At 59.9% G+C, this 14,559-nt stretch carries 14 protein-coding genes; 8 read left to right on the top strand and 6 right to left on the bottom strand.

The genetic code is table 11. From position 1 onward, the window contains the following. Positions 1 to 1,698, top strand: coding sequence for an ATP-binding cassette domain-containing protein (locus JW799_RS24055; protein WP_205432059.1), 1,698 nt, complete (start codon positions 1 to 3; stop codon positions 1,696 to 1,698). A 54-nt stretch (positions 1,699 to 1,752) separates the two neighbouring features. On the opposite strand, the gene JW799_RS24050 is transcribed toward JW799_RS24055, so the two are convergent. Continuing rightward, the gene (locus JW799_RS24050; RefSeq protein ID WP_205432049.1) at positions 1,753 to 3,048 is read right to left on the bottom strand and encodes an MFS transporter; all 1,296 of its coding nucleotides are present in this window, start codon (positions 3,046 to 3,048) and stop codon (positions 1,753 to 1,755) included. Positions 3,049 to 3,210: 162 nt separating this feature from the next. Further along, positions 3,211 to 4,239: an iron-hydroxamate ABC transporter substrate-binding protein gene (locus JW799_RS24045; RefSeq protein ID WP_240353398.1), complete on the bottom strand. Its 1,029-nt coding sequence runs from the start codon at positions 4,237 to 4,239 to the stop codon at positions 3,211 to 3,213. A 377-nt stretch (positions 4,240 to 4,616) separates the two neighbouring features. Here JW799_RS24045 and JW799_RS24040 point away from each other — a divergent pair, with 377 nt between their 5' ends. Then, complete coding sequence (locus JW799_RS24040) at positions 4,617 to 5,522, top strand: glycerophosphodiester phosphodiesterase (RefSeq protein WP_205432048.1); 906 nt, start codon at positions 4,617 to 4,619, stop codon at positions 5,520 to 5,522. Positions 5,523 to 5,644: 122 nt separating this feature from the next. On the opposite strand, the gene JW799_RS24035 is transcribed toward JW799_RS24040, so the two are convergent. After that, entirely contained in the window at positions 5,645 to 5,977 is a 333-nt protein-coding gene (locus JW799_RS24035; protein WP_080838848.1) for a winged helix-turn-helix transcriptional regulator, read from the bottom strand. A 185-nt stretch (positions 5,978 to 6,162) separates the two neighbouring features. On the opposite strand from JW799_RS24035, the gene JW799_RS24030 reads away from it, so the two are divergent. Together JW799_RS24030 and fur are read left to right on the top strand one after the other, a co-directional pair. Beyond that, positions 6,163 to 7,101 (top strand): aldo/keto reductase family protein, encoded by a 939-nt coding sequence (locus tag JW799_RS24030; RefSeq protein ID WP_205432046.1) that lies wholly within the window; start codon positions 6,163 to 6,165, stop codon positions 7,099 to 7,101. Between the two features lie 268 nt (positions 7,102 to 7,369). Further along, a complete protein-coding gene (gene fur, locus JW799_RS24025) occupies positions 7,370 to 7,846 on the top strand; it encodes a ferric iron uptake transcriptional regulator (RefSeq protein WP_080838852.1) in 477 nt (158 codons plus the stop codon). A gap of 130 nt (positions 7,847 to 7,976) precedes the next feature. Here fur and JW799_RS24020 read toward each other — a convergent pair whose 3' ends face one another. After that, on the bottom strand, positions 7,977 to 8,561 hold the full coding sequence (locus JW799_RS24020) for an LLM class oxidoreductase (RefSeq protein ID WP_205432044.1): 585 nt from the start codon (positions 8,559 to 8,561) through the stop codon (positions 7,977 to 7,979). Between the two features lie 262 nt (positions 8,562 to 8,823). Between JW799_RS24020 and JW799_RS24015 the strand changes: the two genes are divergently transcribed. The 3 genes from JW799_RS24015 to JW799_RS24005 all read left to right on the top strand — a co-directional run bounded on the left by JW799_RS24015 (position 8,824) and on the right by JW799_RS24005 (position 11,257). After that, positions 8,824 to 9,609, top strand: a complete 786-nt coding sequence (locus JW799_RS24015; protein ID WP_205432041.1) for a methionine ABC transporter ATP-binding protein — start codon at positions 8,824 to 8,826, stop codon at positions 9,607 to 9,609. Then, on the top strand, positions 9,606 to 10,274 hold the full coding sequence (locus JW799_RS24010; protein WP_080838856.1) for a methionine ABC transporter permease: 669 nt from the start codon (positions 9,606 to 9,608) through the stop codon (positions 10,272 to 10,274). Before JW799_RS24015 ends, JW799_RS24010 begins: the two co-directional genes overlap by 4 nt. Positions 10,275 to 10,339: 65 nt before the next feature. Beyond that, positions 10,340 to 11,257: a MetQ/NlpA family ABC transporter substrate-binding protein gene (locus JW799_RS24005; protein WP_080838858.1), complete on the top strand. Its 918-nt coding sequence runs from the start codon at positions 10,340 to 10,342 to the stop codon at positions 11,255 to 11,257. 111 nt (positions 11,258 to 11,368) lie between these two features. Here JW799_RS24005 and JW799_RS24000 read toward each other — a convergent pair whose 3' ends face one another. After that, positions 11,369 to 12,925: an ABC-F family ATP-binding cassette domain-containing protein gene (locus tag JW799_RS24000; RefSeq protein ID WP_080838860.1), complete on the bottom strand. Its 1,557-nt coding sequence runs from the start codon at positions 12,923 to 12,925 to the stop codon at positions 11,369 to 11,371. Positions 12,926 to 13,099: 174 nt separating this feature from the next. Here JW799_RS24000 and JW799_RS23995 point away from each other — a divergent pair, with 174 nt between their 5' ends. Then, a complete protein-coding gene (locus JW799_RS23995; RefSeq protein WP_080838861.1) occupies positions 13,100 to 13,615 on the top strand; it encodes a cyclase family protein in 516 nt (171 codons plus the stop codon). On the opposite strand, the gene JW799_RS23990 is transcribed toward JW799_RS23995, so the two are convergent. Further along, positions 13,593 to 14,504 (bottom strand): AraC family transcriptional regulator, encoded by a 912-nt coding sequence (locus JW799_RS23990; RefSeq protein WP_205432037.1) that lies wholly within the window; start codon positions 14,502 to 14,504, stop codon positions 13,593 to 13,595. The two genes, JW799_RS23995 and JW799_RS23990, sit on opposite strands and share 23 nt — an antisense overlap. Positions 14,505 to 14,559 lie beyond the last annotated feature (55 nt).

The raw sequence follows: 14,559 nt of genomic DNA, 5'->3' as shown, positions 1-14,559 counted from the left end.
ATGTCGGCAGCGGAATCGAAACGAACGGATTTGACGGTGACGCGCGGGGACACCCGGCTTGAGTTCCATCGAGGAACGATAACGGCCGTCTTCGGACCGAACGGCGCCGGCAAATCGTACTGGCTGGAACAGCTGGCCGGCTTGAGGCCGCCGCAGGATTGGCGCATAAGTTTCGGCGAATCGGAGCTGTGGATAAGCGATTGGCGCGGCCGTCCGATTCGAAACGATCGGGCGTTAAAAGCGTATGCCTACGCGAGCCAGGCGCCGGAAGAGCAGCTGTTCGCCCGGACGGCTGCCGAAGAGCTGGAATTTGCGCTGAAGCCTTACGGGCTGCCGGCGGAGGATAAGCTCGAGCGGCAGGAGGAGGCGCTCGAAGCGGTAGGCTGGAATCGCGCGTGGCTGACCCGCGATCCGTTTCGCATGAGCGGCGGCGAGCGCCGAAGGCTTGCGATCGCTTGTCTGCTCGCCGTCCCCGCGCCGTGGCTGCTGCTGGACGAACCGACCGCGGGCCTGGACGCGGAAGGGCATGCGCTGCTCGCAGAGCGGCTGCGCCGCGAGGCGCGATCGGGGCGAGGCGTCGTGCTCGTCTCGCACGACAGCGAATGGGCGCTGCCGCTGGCCGATCGGGCGCTGCTGCTCGCGCCGTCGGGCGAGGCCAGGCTGTGCGGCCGCGACGAGCTTCTCGCCCGTCCCGAGCTGTGGCGGGAAGCGGGCATGGAAACGCCGCCGTGGCTGATGCTCGCGGGCGATTGGCTGAAGCGGGGGCTTCGGCCGGAATCGCTGCTGGACGCGGCGGCGTTGGCCGACGAGCTCGTGCCGGATCGGCCGCCCGGAGATGCGGCGGCGGACGCCGGCCTGCCCGAAGCGGCCGCGCGCGAAACCGCCGCTTCCGAAGCGGATTCGCAGCCGGCGCGTCACCGGTCCGCCCGGGGCGACGGCATGGACGAGCCGCCTCGGCTCGCGCGCTTCGACCCGCGGGCGGTATGGCTTTCTTATTTGCTGTTATCCGCGGCGATTTTCATGCTTCGGGATTGGGCGGGACTCGGAATGGCGGCCGCGATCGTGCTGACGGCCATCGCGTGGGGCCAAATTCCTTTGCGCAGGTGGCGGGGAATGATCGCCGCTTTCATGGCGTTTTCCGTCGCGGCGTCCTTGATCGCGGCCGCGGGAGCCGGGGGAGCCAAAGGCATTCACCCGGAAACGATGCTTGCCACGCTGCATTCGATGAGCCGCACGCTGCTCGTCATGCTGCTCGGATTGGGGCTGCCGCTCGTCATGACGCCGCTTCGGCTGCGCAAATCGCTGGAGCAGCTCGCGGCAAGAAAAGGAAGGCTCGGCTTGCGCTCGCAGAACGCGATTTTGACCGTTACGCTGCTTATGCGGTTCATTCCGGTTTTGCTCGGAGAGTGGGAGCGGTTCGAGCGGCTCGCGATCGCGAGGGGGAAAACTGCCCGCTTATCGCTCAAAAACGCGGCGGGCCGGCTGATTCACATTTCCATGCCTTTTCTGACGGCGCTTTTCCGGCATGGCGATCAGGCGGCGCTGGCGCTCGAAAGCCGAGGCGTCGGACGAAGGCCGTACCCCGCGGTATGGCCGACGCTGCGCTGGGCCCGGCGGGATACGCTGCTGCTCTTGGCTGCGGCCATGATCGTCGCCCTTCTCGTCTGGTGGGCGGTACGCCGGCCATTTGACATGTAAGCCCGCCGATCGAGGAGGGCCATTCGGCAATTCGTCGGCGCGACCTCCGTCCGGCTAGCGGCGGCGTTTCGCTCCGATCAAGGCGATTGCGGCCGCGGCCAGCCCGATGGCGCCGGCAAACCAAAACCCGGCGCGAAGACCGCCGGCATTGTTGAACCAGCCCGCGACATAAGGGCCCGCAAACATGCCGATAGAATAGACGGATTGGTAGAAGCCCATTGCGGTCGCCCGCTCGGACGACGGATAGTCGCGAATGGCAAGGCCGAGCAGCAGCGGAATGACCATCGCCTGCGCGGCTCCGTTCACGGCCTGGGTCGCCAGCAGCGACGGAAGCGAGGCGCAAAGCGGAATCGCGGCGGAGCAGGCGGCGCTGAGGATGAAACCGGCGATAATGACGTTTCGTTCGCCGAAGCGGGGCGCGAGCAACCGGCCGCTCCAGAGCGAAACGAGCGCATGCGGCACCATGAAGGCGACGACAAGCCACGTAAGCTCGACTTCCGACGCTCCGAGCGCAACGGCCTGAAGCGGGGTAAAGCCGAACATCGTAATGAATAAAATGCAGTGAACGAGCAGCGACAGCAGCGACACTTCGATCAGCAGCGGCGAGGACGTTACGTTCTTCCGGACGCTGCGGCGGGCGCCGCCGGGCGCTGCCGTTTGCGCTTCCGCCGCAGCCGCGGGCAACGCGGCGCGGCTTGGCGACGGCGGCTCGAACACGCATGCGGCGGCGAGCATCCCGGCGGCGGCAAGGCCGATGCCGGTCAAAAACGCCGTTTCCCAGCCGCCTGCGGATGCGAGCCAGCCGCTTGCCGTCATGCCGGCCAGCTGGCCGACGACGGTGAGAAAGCTGATCGTGCTCATCGCCTTGGTGGACTGTTCGGGCGGATAGTACGAAGCGTAAAGCACCGAATAGGCGACCCAGGAAGAGGCGCATATGCCGAGCACGAGCCTGCCGGCCAGCGGCCCCTGCCAGGCGTCTCCGACGAGAAACAGGGCGCTTCCGACGAGTCCCGCCAGCATTCCGGCAATCAAAAACGGCTTGCGCCGGCTCATTCGGTCGGAATAGACGCCGAGCGGAAACCGGATGAGCATCTGGGACAGGCCGTAGCTGCCGACGATGAAGCCGATCCAGCCCATCGACAAGCCCCGATCCTGCAGAAACGGAGTCAGAATCGGTACATAAACGTACATGGTCATCCAATATAAAACGGTCGCCGCGGCGAACAGGATATGATGCCGGCGGGCAACCGGCTTGAACGGGAGCGCGGCGCGAGCGCTCCCCGCGCCGGGAACGGCGGCCGGCCGACCGGGCAGCGCGTCCCGGCGAGACGGCGTAACGGGGGAAGACATCGGACAAAACCTCCGGTTGCGACTTATTAAAGCGTTTGCTTCGCGTCTTCTTAATGTAACGAACTTCGCGCCGTCCGTGAAGCCCCATTCGCCGATCGCCGCAAAAAAACAATCCCCCCGGCCGAAGGCGGCCGGAAGGATTGCTTCGCTGCATGCGCGTCTTTAGTTGACCAGGCTGGCCAGCACGTTGTCGATCATTTGCCCGTTGGCGATCGCGCCCGAGTAAAGCCAGCTCTCCTTGCTGTCGAATTCGTATACGTTGCCGTTCTTGACGGCGGGGATGTTTTGCCAAATCGGGTCCTGAAGCGCTTCGGAGCCCGACGCCACGTCGCTGTTGATCAGGAAAATGTGATCCGCGTCCAGTTCGGCCAGCTTTTCCAGCGAAATGGAGTTCCAGCTGGCGCTGCCGGCGGCCGAAATTTCCTTGACGACTTCCGGCACCGTCAGGCCCAAATCGCCGTATAGAACGGCGCCGCTGGATTGCGATTCGCTGACGACGTAAAATTGCTTGTTCGTCAGCCACAGGACGGCGGCCGATTCGGAAGCGACCGCTTGCTGCAGCTTCTCCTTGGCGTCTTTCGCTTTGGCATCGTAATCGTCCAGCGCTTTTTGCGCTTCGTCGCTTTTGCCCAGCACTTCGCCGATTTTCAGCAGCGCTTGCCGCCAATCGTTGTTGATTTCGTCCCCGAGGACGAACGTCGGGGCGATTTTCGAATATTGGCCGTACTTGTCGCCTTCGACCAGGCCGGACGAGCCGACGATGATCAAATCGGGCGTAAAGCTTGCAACCGCTTCGTAGGGAAGATCGAAGGCGATCGTCGGAATCCCCTCCAGCTCACCCTGCAAATAATCCTGAATGCCGTTTGCCACCGACCATTGGGCGACCGGCTTTACGCCGAGGGCGACCAGGTGGTCTTCCAGGTAAGAGGCGATAATGCGTTCCGGGTTCGCCGGGACCGTCACTTCGTTGCCGAGGCCGTCCGTCAGCGTTCGTTCGGCGCTGGCGTCAGTCGAAGCCGCAGCCGATGCGGACGGGCTTGCGGTCTGCTCCGCGGACGGGCTGGCGCCGGCGGAAGCGCTCGGCGAACCGGCGGCGTTATTGGAATTGCCGCCTCCGCAGGCGGCGAGCATCAGCGACAGGGCGATCAAGCTGGTTGCGATCCAACCGATTTTTTTCTTTGCGTGCGACAAATTGGTTGCTCCCCTTCAGGTCGTGACAGACCTTTTTTTATGGTATAAAGGCGAGTTTAATGATAACAATTCTCATTTACATTGTCAATCCGATCGCGTGCGTTTCTTTTTTCGGTCTCCGAGGTAAAAAGCAGCGTGCGTATTTGTCGAATGCCGGCGACTCTTGACAGGTTTTGGACATAATGAAATAATGACTCATTGTATGTTTTCCGAGAGGCAAGGCAGCATTGCGGCCTCGTTTGAATACGATGCTTACAAGCAAGTAAAGCGGATTCAAAGAAAGCTCTCGGGACGAGGGGAGATCCACGAAAGCGCCTCCAGCTTGAAACGCCGGCTCCCTTCGGCAAGGACACCAGGGGATGACGGGAGGGCTCAAGTTGCGCAAACGGGAGATTACGACGCTTTACTTTTACACGCTTCATCTGCTTCTGGTCGCCGCGATCATCGCGCTCCTGATGTCGTGGTCCGCAAGCCGCGACGTCTTGATGGAACTGTTTTCGCCGGATCGAAAGGTGGCGACGATCGCGCACCGGGGGGCTTCGGGATACGCGCCGGAAAATACGCTTGCGGCTTACCGGACGGCGGTTCGCATGAACGCGGATTATTTGGAAATCGATTTGCAAATGACGAAGGACGGGCATCTCGTCGCCATGCACGACGAAACGGTCAACCGGACGACGGACGGGACCGGCCGCGTGCGAAATTTGACATTGGAGGAAATCCGGCAGCTCGATGCCGGCTCCTGGTTTAACCAAACCCATCCGATGTACGCGAGAGAAGAATACGCGGGCGAAAAGGTGCCGACGCTGCGGGAAATTTTCGAAACGTTCGGCAACGATGCCAACTACCTGCTGGAGACGAAGTCCCCGACGGTTTATCCCGGCATGGAGGAACAGCTGATCGAACTCGTCGAGGAATACAAGTTAAGCCGCCACGTCGCGGTGCAATCGTTCAGCAAAGCCAGCCTGTCCAAGCTGCGTTCCCTGAACGAAGAAATTCTGCTGTTCCAACTGCTGTGGTACAACGCGCCGGCGTATATCTCGAGTTCTTCTCTGGAGGAAATCAAGCAATACGCGAACGGCATCGGCGCCAACTTCGAAAAGCTCAGCGGCTCCTACGTGCAGAAGGTCAAAAACGCGGGCTTGTTGATGTACCCGTACACGGTAAATTACCAGGTGAACATGAGCAAGGCGGTAAGGTGGGGGGCGGACGGCGTTCATACGAACTATCCCGACCGGCTCATCGAGGTGATCGAGGAAGCGAGGCATAGCGGAATCGGCTAGGTCGCCGGCTCTTAAACGAAACGCGCAGCGCAGCTTTGCGGCCGATCGGCGGATCGGACCCGAAGCGCGCGGCGCGTTTCGTTTGTCGCGGGAGCTCCCGAACGTTTGCGGGCGGCCGGTCTCTAGGTCCACTTTGCCGCCCAGAGCTTCATTTCTTTTACGATATGGTGCAGATCCTGCCCCTTGGGCGTAAGCGTATACTCGACCGTAACCGGTACGGTAGGAAACACGCGTCGTTCCAGCACGCCCTTTTCCTCCATATGGCGCAGCGTGCTGGTGAGCGCGCGGGGACTTACGGCCGGGATGCTGCGCTGCAGCTCGCCGAATCGCTTCGTTCCTCCGAACAGCTCGCGCAGGACGAGAAAGGCCCATTTCCCGCCAAGCACGTCGAGCGTTTTTTCAATGTTGCATTCGTAATCGACCGGGACTTTCGGAATATAATTGCTCGCATTCATCGCCAAACCCTCCTTGGTATACAAAGTATAGCATATATACTGGGTATAATTTAATGAAAAATAATTCACTACTTTTAATTGTATATCGCAATCCATTACAATAAAAGCGGTTCCGGCAAGGAATGTCCGGCGAAGCTGGCAACGTTCGGAGCGGCTTCGACCCCATTCAAGGAGGCGGTTGCAAGATGAACTATCGGAAAATGGGCGGTACGGGCCTGAAGGTGAGCGAAATCAGCCTGGGAAGCTGGCTGACTTACGGAGGCTACGTCGAAAAGGAAAACGCGGTGAAATCGATCGAGACGGCTTACGATCTCGGCATTAATTTTTTCGATACGGCCAACGTTTATGAAAGAGGACAAGCCGAGCTGGTCGTCGGCGAGACGCTGCGGGCGTATCCGCGCGAATCGTACGTGCTGGCGACCAAGGTGTTTTGGCCGATGGGCGACGGTCCGAACGACCGCGGCCTGTCCCGCAAGCATGTGACCGAACAATGCCATGCCAGCCTGAAGCGCCTGGGCACCGATTACGTGGACATTTACTATTGCCACCGCTTCGGCCCGGAGACGCCGCTCGAAGAAACGCTTCGCGCATTGGACGACCTCGTAAGGCAGGGGAAGGTGCTCTACGTCGGCGTCAGCGAGTGGACGGCTGCGCAAATGGCCGAGGCGCTGACGGTCGCGGACCGGTACCTGCTGGACCGGATCGTCGTCAACCAGCCGGTCTACAACATGTTCCAGCGGTACATCGAAAAGGAAATCATCCCGCTCGGCGAGCGGAAGGGCATCGGCCAGGTCGTTTTCTCGCCGCTCGCGCAAGGACTGCTGACGGGAAAATACGCGTCCGCGGACAGCGTGCCCCAAGACAGCCGCGCGGCCAAGCTCGACCATATGCGGAAGCATATCACGGATGAAAAAATCGCGAAAGTGCGCAGGCTCGGCGAAATCGCTTCGGAGCTCGGCATTACGGTCGGGCAGCTCGCTCTGGCATGGATTTTGCGCCAGCCGAACGTGGCCAGCGCGCTCGTCGGGGCGAGCCGTCCGGAGCAGGTGAAGGAAAACGCGGCGGCATCGGGCGTCGCGCTGTCCGCGGACGTCCTGGAGCGGATCGAGGAAATTTTGGCGTAAACGGCGCGGGCGAAAACGTTCGCGCGCGGCGAACATGCGAGAAGGACAAACCAATGGCCTGCTTAAGTCGGGGCGCTTCATTTTCCGGGGAACCGGAAGATGGGGCGCTTTTTTCCGTTTTATGCCGGGCCGACCCGGGAGCCCGATCCTCGCCGGACTTCATTTTGATGAAATCCTTTGCTTTCAGACAAAGTTTGCGTTAAGATTAGAATTATTCTAAATAAAAGGTCTGCTAAGCTTAGCTATCTATAGAAGAGAGGTGCTTGTGTTGACGATCACGGAACAGCTGGATTCGATTAATTGCCGATTGGCGAGCAACGGGTACAAGATGACCCGCCAACGCGAAGCGACCGTCCGGGTGCTGCTTGAAAACGAACGGGATCATCTGACAGCGGAAGACGTGTTCATGCTCGTAAAGGAAAAGTACTCGGACATCGGGCTCGCCACGGTGTACCGGACGCTGGAGCTGCTGGCGGAGCTGCACATCGTCGAGAAAATGAATTTCGGCGACGGCGCCGTCCGCTTCGATTTGCGCAGCGACGACCACGAGCATATGCATCACCATTTGATCTGCGCCGAATGCGGTTCCCTGCAGGAGATCAAGGAGGATTGGCTGCTCGATCTCGAGCAGCGGCTGGAGCGCGAATACGGCTTCAAAGTAACCGATCACCGACTCGATTTTACCGGCCATTATAAAACATGTACCCGCAAAGAGTGCAAAAAAAAATCGAAGGCGGTCTCTTGACCCGCTCGCGAGCCGCGTTTTCCGGTTTTGGAAAACGCGGTTTTTTCGTGTTCGAGCGAGACCGGGAACGGCCCGGCCGAATGAACGGTCGCGAGAGGCCGTTATTGCTTTCGCGATTCGGTCGCTTGCGCTATTTCCGGCTTTCCGCGCGAGGTTGCCGGGCGTAACGGTTTTCGGGGGCGGGGAGCCCCAAATGCTCGCGCAAGGTGGCGCCTTCGTACTCCGTCCGGAACAGGCCGCGCCGCTGCAGGATCGGCACGACGCCGTCGACGAATCGTTCCAGGCCGCCGGGAAGGGACGGCGCCATCAGCATGAAACCGTCGGCCGCCCGTTCGGCGAACCAGCGCTCGAGCGTATCCGCGATTTTCTCCGGCGTGCCGACGAGCCCGTCGTCGCTGAAGGAACCGGTAAGCAGGGAGTAGACTTCGCGGAGCGTCGGGTTATCTCTCGCGATGACGGGCCGGTGTTTGCGGTAATCGGATTTGTCCAGCTCCAGCCGGTCCAGTCCCGCGTCTTTGGCCCGGTCGTCCAGGGTCAGGCCCTCAAAGTCGACGCCGGGGAAATAATCGGACAAAAAGCTCAGGCCCGTCGCCTCGGGGATCAGCGCCTCCAGCCGCTCCCTTTCCGCCCGGGCCTCGGCATCGGTGCCGCCGATAATCGGGGAAATTCCTTGCAAAACGTAGACCCGGTCCGGATCCCGTCCGGCGGCGGCCACTTTGCTTTTAAACTCCCGGTAAAAGGTTCCGCTCCTTAAATATAAGTTATTTTATTGGAAAAGTATAATTAAACTTGATTGCTTTGAAAAGACATTGACAGAATCAGGGAAGTGAATTAAAGTATATTAAAACCATTGGAATAGTTTATTTTAAAAGTTGACCAGACGAACTGGAAACTGAGCGATCGTTTGCCGCCTGCGGACGATAAAGCTTGGTTTTTTTCGTTTTGCTTGAAATCTCAGGGAAAGGAAGTGGGCATGCATGATTGTCGTCGAGCGGCTCAGCAAAACGTACAAAACGCCGCAAGGCCGGTTCACGGCTTTGGACGGCATCGATCTGCACGTGCGCAAGGGCGATATTTACGGAATCATCGGCGCGAGCGGCGCGGGGAAGTCGACGCTGATCCGCTGCCTGAACCGGCTGGAGGAGCCGGATTCCGGAAGCGTCGCGATCGGCGGGCAGGAGATTACGAGACTGAACGGGAAAGCGCTGCGGCTGGCCCGGCAAAAAATCGGCATGATTTTTCAGCAGTTCAACCTTCTCGACGCCAGGACGGTATACGAGAATATCGCGTTTCCGCTCGTCGTGGCGGGTCATTCCAAGGGAAAAATCAGGCGGCGCGTGCGGGAGCTTCTGGAGCTCGTCCAGCTTTCGGACAAGGAAAAAGCGTATCCGGCCCAGCTCAGCGGCGGGCAGAAGCAGCGGGTGGGCATCGCCAGAGCGCTGGCAAACGATCCCGACGTTCTGCTTTGCGACGAGGCGACGTCGGCGCTCGATCCGGAAACGACGTTTTCGATCCTGGAGCTGCTGAAGCGGATCAACCGCCAGCTTCATCTCACGATCGTGCTGATCACGCACGAGCTCGACGTGCTTCAACACATTTGCAACCGGATGGCGGTAATCGAACGGGGGAAAATCGTCGAGACCGGCACCGTCGACAAGCTGTTCGCGAGCCCCGAAAGCGAAACGGCACGGCGCTTTGTCGGCATCGCGCAAATGGTTTACGGAAGCCGATTTCCGGCGGAAGAGCGGCGGGCGGCGACATGAGGGAAGATTTGCCGGGCTTGCTGAGGGAAGGTTTGACCGAAACGCTGTACATGGTGTTCTGGTCTTCGCTGTTCGCGACCGCTCTCGGGCTGCTGCTCGGGATCGTCCTGGTCGCGACCGAAAAGGGAGGCATTATGCCGCTGCCCGTCCTGCACAAGGTCGCGGGCACGGTCATCAACACGGTGCGTTCGCTGCCGTTCATCATTTTGATCATTTTGCTGCTGCCGCTGTCGAGGCTGTTGATCGGCACGACGCTGGGCCCGACGGCGGCGATCGTCTCGCTTTCGATCGGCGCCGCGCCGTTTCTCGCGCGCATTATCGAAAATTCGCTCAAGGAAGTGGAAGCGGGCAAAATCGAAGCGGCGAAGTCCGTCGGCGCATCTCCGCTCGCGATTATATTCCGGGTGCTCATTCCCGAAGCGCTGCCGGCGCTCGTGCGGGGGATGACGATCGCGGTGATCGCGATCACCGAGTTTACGGCCGTCGCGGGCGCGATCGGGGCCGGGGGCCTCGGCAGCCTGGCGGTGCGGTTCGGGTACCAGCGGTTCCGCGAGGATGTTTTGTTTGCGACGGTCATCGTCATTATTTTGCTCGTTCAGATCGTCCAATGGACCGGGGACTGGACGGCAAAGTCGATCCAGCGCCGAAGGTTCAAACAGGAGTAGCGAATGATCGATTTCGGCAACGCGCTTGGCTTTACATATTACGATAAAAGACAGGAGAGGAACGTATGTCCAAGAAAAAACGGTTTTTCGTCCCAGCGCTTGTTTTGTTAATGGCGGTGTTGATTTCGGCCTGCGGTGCCGGCAATGGCGATTCGTCCGCTTCGCCTTCGGCCCCCGCGACCGAATCCGCCTCGCCTTCGCCGAGCGGCTCGTCTTCGTCCGGAGCATCCGAGACCCCGGCTTCGTCCGAAACGCCGGCCGAACCCGCGGTTTTGAAGGTAGGAGCGGCGCCGGTTCCCCATGCGGAAATCCTGGAATTCGTGAAGCCGGTTCTGAAAGAACAAGGCGTCGAGCTGGAAATCGTCGTGTTCGACGACGAAGGCCAATTGAACCCCGCGCTGAAGGACGGCCAGATCGACGCGAACTATTTTCAGCATGTTCCGTATTTGGATTCCGTCAAGAATGAGCAAGGCTACGATTTTGCCGTCACGACGAAGGTGCACGTCGAGCCGATCGGTTTTTATTCGGAAAAGGCCCAATCGAAGGACGAGTTGCGGGACGGGGCCGAAATCGGCATTCCGAACAATCCGTCCAACGAATACCGGGCACTGGTGCTGCTGGAGAAGCAAGGGCTGATCAAGCTAAAGGAAGGGTTGACGACGTACGAGGCGACCCCGAAAGACATCGTCGACAATCCGAAAAACCTGAAATTCCGCGAAGTCGATTCCGCCGCGCTGCCGCGCGTGCTGCCGGACCTTGACGGGGCGGTCATCAACACGAACCTCGTCCTGGAAGCCGGCATCGATCCGAACGCGGCGCTGTTCCGCGAGGATGCAGATTCCCCGTACGCCAACGTCATCGTCGTCAGAAGCGGGGACGAGAACGAAGAAGCGATCCGTAAACTCGACGCGGCTCTGACGTCGCCCGAGGTCAAAGCGTTCATCGAGGAGAAGTACGGCGTCGCGGTCGTGCCGGCGTTTTAAGCGGGCGCGCGATCGGCTCGAAATCCGTTCGATTGCCGCGCCGACATTTACGTGCCGCGCAATTTAAATCAAAGTCCCGGCGGTTCATGCTGCCGGGGCTTTTTCCGCGCTTCAGAACACCTTCGTCGTCCACGACTCGCAGTTCCAGACGTCGGTCGCGACATCCCGGTAAAATTCCGGCTCGTGGCTGATGAGCAGAACGCTTCCTTTATAAGCGCGCAGGGCGCGCTTCAGCTCTTCCTTCGCGTCGACGTCGAGATGGTTGGTCGGTTCGTCGAGGACGAGCACGTTCGTCTCCCGGTTGATGAGCTTGCACAGCCGGACCTTCGCTTTTTCGCCGCCGCTGAGAACGGAAATCTTGCTTTCGATATGCTTCGTCGTCAGCCCGCACTTGGCGAGAGCGGCGCGCACCTCGAATTGCGACATCGCCGGGAATTCGTCCCACACCGCCTCGATGCACGTCATGTCGGTTCCGCTCTTCATCTCCTGCTCGAAATAGCCGACGAGCAAGTTGTCGCCGCGCTCGACGGAGCCGGACAAAGCCGGAATTTCTCCGAGCAGGCTGCGCAGCAGCGTCGTTTTGCCGATGCCGTTCGCGCCGACGACGGCGATTTTCTGGCCGCGCTCCATGGCGAGGTCGATCGGACGGCACAGCGGCTCGTCATAGCCGATGACAAGGCTTTTCGCCTCGAAAATAAACCGCCCGGACGTCCGGCCCTCCTTGAACTGAAACTGGGGCTTCGGCTTTTCCTTGGCGAGCTCGATGATCTCCATGCTGTCCAGCTTCTTCTGCCGGGACATCGCCATGTTGCGCGTCGAGACGCGAGCCTTGTTGCGCGCGACGAAATCCTTCAAATCGGCGATTTCCTGCTGCTGGCGCTTGTAGGCCGATTCCAGCTGCTGCTTTTTGGCCTCGTGCTGCTGCAGGAACGTGTCGTAGTCGCCGACGTACCGGTTCAGCTCCTGATTTTCCATATGATAAATCAGGTTGACGACGCTGTTCAAAAAAGGAATGTCGTGCGAAATGAGGATAAACGCGTTTTCGTAAGCCTGCAAATACCGCTTCAGCCATTCGATGTGCGCTTCGTCCAGGTAGTTGGTCGGTTCGTCGAGCAGCAGGATGTCGGGCTTTTCCAGCAACAGCTTCGCGAGCAGCACCTTCGTCCGCTGGCCGCCGCTGAGGTCGTGCACGTCCCGGTCGAGCCCGATATCGTTCAGGCCCAGGCCCTTCGCCACTTCCTCGACCTTCGCGTCGATCATGTAGAAGTCGTTGTTCGTCAGCAGATCCTGGATCGTCCCGACCTCTTCCAGCAGCGCCTCCAGCTCCTCGGGGGAGGCGGCGCCCATTTTCTCGTACATTTCGTTCATCTGCGCTTCCAGGTCCGTCAAATACCGGAAGGCGCTTTTCAGAACGTCGCGGATCGTCATCCCTTTTTGCAGCACGGAATGCTGGTCGAGGTAGCCGACCCGGACGTTTTTCGCCCATTCGATTTTGCCGGCGTCGGGTTCGAGCTTGCCCATGACCGTGTTCATGAACGTCGATTTGCCTTCGCCGTTGGCGCCGATCAGCCCGACGTGCTCGCCCTTCAGCAGGCGGAACGAGACGTCGTTGAAGATCGCGCGGTCGCCGAAGCCGTGGGACAAATTTTTGACCGTTAAAATGCTCATCTACTTGCACACCTTTTTCGAGAATATGAGATTCATACGCGCAGCTTTTAACATTATAGATCGGCAAAGGGCGAAAACTCAACGAAATTGCGGGAAAACGGCTGCAACGGCCGGGCGGCGATTGTAAAATGAAGCTTAATGAAGTTCACGCAGCTTGAGAAGGAGACGAGAACGATGGCCGTTATCGATTTATCGATTCCGATCCGGTCGGGCATGCCGGTGTATCCCGGCGATCCGGAGGTGGAGGTGCGAATCGTCCGAACGAGGGAGAGCCACGGCTGGGAACTGAGGCAAATGACGCTCGGCACGCATACGGGCACGCATGTCGACGCATTTTCCCATATGCACGCGGGAGGCACGCCGATCGACCGCATGCCGCTCGAACGGTTTTTCGGCAAGGCGCAAGTCGTGCGTCCGGACGGAGCCTGGCCGCGGGATGGGGGGCTTTTTTTCAAGGAAGAGATCGGGGTCGGGCTTTTCGAAGGGCTGGCGCGGCTTCGCCCGCCGTTCGTCGGCGGGGAGCTGACCGAGGAGCTGGAGCGGGCACTGCTCGGCGCCGGCATCGTCACGTACACGTCGCTTGCGAATTTGGAGCGGCTTCCGGAGGAGACGGATTTCATGTTTTACGGCTTTCCGCTCGCGATCGAGAACGGGGACGGCTCTCCGGTCAGGGCGGTGGCGGTGCTGTAACCTGTCCCAAATCCGTTTCCGCGGCCATCTTGCGCCATTCGGTCGGCGGCAGGCCGTTCATTTTTTTGAACATGCGGCTGAAGTAATAGATGTCGTGAAAACCGGTCATTTCCGCGATTTCCGAAATCGTCTGCGTCGTATTGCGAAGGAGCTGCTCCGCGTTGCTGAGGCGAATCCAGGCAATGTATTCGGTAATCGTCCGGCCGGTAACCGCCTTGAACAGCCGCCCGAAGTGGTACCGGCTAAGTCCCGCCATGCCGGCCAGCATATGGACGTGGAGCGGGTCGGCATAATGCGTCTCCATATAGGCCAGCACCGGGGCGAGGCGTTCGAGATTTTTGGTCCGGAGACGGTCTTCGTTTTCCGTCAGCACCTGCGCCACGTCGCGGCGGATCAGCAGCGTCAAAATCCGGTACAGATGCGACTTGACCGAAAGCTCGAAGCCCATCTCGCGCCCGCGCAGTTCGCCCACGATCGCGACGATCAGGCCGCCGATTTCCTCGCTGCATGAGCTGTTGTGCCGAAACAGCAGGCGATTGTCGGCGACGGAAGAGATATATTTGGACTCGGCCGCGTCCGGCGTCGGGCTTTGCAGCAAAATCGGGTCCGCGATCAGCGCGTAATAGGCCAAATCGTCGGACAGGCACGTTCCGCTGTGCAAATCGTTGCTGTTGATGACGATCACGTCGCCGGCCTCCATCGCGAGCGGCACGGAATTGCATTCGATGTGCGCTTTGCCGGCAACGCAGTACAAAATTTCGATATGCTTGTGCCAATGGTTCGGAAACAACAGCTGACCGGTCCGAAACGAAGCCGAAAAGTGGACCTTGATCGGAAAATGGGGGTCGGGCATATCCATCGGCTCCAGCAGCGCCGCGGGTCTTCTCATGACGGTCACCTCGCTCGCAAATCGCACAATCGTCCAAATAAAGCGCAATCCGGTT

The sequence above is a fragment of the Cohnella algarum genome, from assembly GCF_016937515.1.
GTDB lineage: Bacteria > Bacillota > Bacilli > Paenibacillales > Paenibacillaceae > Cohnella > Cohnella algarum.
The sequence above is the reverse complement of the archived record's forward strand: the minus strand, read 5'-3'. Positions and strand labels throughout refer to the sequence as shown.

Excerpts from the sequence above, each read along its gene's own strand:
- JW799_RS24055 (WP_205432059.1), top strand. The coding sequence starts at position 1 with ATGTCGGCAGCGGAATCGAAACGAACGGATTTGACGGTGACGCGCGGG.
- JW799_RS24015 (WP_205432041.1), top strand. The coding sequence starts at position 8,824 with ATGATTGTCGTCGAGCGGCTCAGCAAAACGTACAAAACGCCGCAAGGC.
- JW799_RS24010 (WP_080838856.1), top strand. The coding sequence starts at position 9,606 with ATGAGGGAAGATTTGCCGGGCTTGCTGAGGGAAGGTTTGACCGAAACG.
- JW799_RS23990 (WP_205432037.1), bottom strand. The coding sequence starts at position 14,504 with ATGAGAAGACCCGCGGCGCTGCTGGAGCCGATGGATATGCCCGACCCC.
- JW799_RS24050 (WP_205432049.1), bottom strand. The coding sequence starts at position 3,048 with ATGTCTTCCCCCGTTACGCCGTCTCGCCGGGACGCGCTGCCCGGTCGG.
- JW799_RS23995 (WP_080838861.1), top strand. The coding sequence starts at position 13,100 with ATGGCCGTTATCGATTTATCGATTCCGATCCGGTCGGGCATGCCGGTG.
- JW799_RS24035 (WP_080838848.1), bottom strand. The coding sequence starts at position 5,977 with ATGAATGCGAGCAATTATATTCCGAAAGTCCCGGTCGATTACGAATGC.
- JW799_RS24030 (WP_205432046.1), top strand. The coding sequence starts at position 6,163 with ATGAACTATCGGAAAATGGGCGGTACGGGCCTGAAGGTGAGCGAAATC.
- JW799_RS24000 (WP_080838860.1), bottom strand. The coding sequence starts at position 12,925 with ATGAGCATTTTAACGGTCAAAAATTTGTCCCACGGCTTCGGCGACCGC.
- JW799_RS24005 (WP_080838858.1), top strand. The coding sequence starts at position 10,340 with ATGTCCAAGAAAAAACGGTTTTTCGTCCCAGCGCTTGTTTTGTTAATG.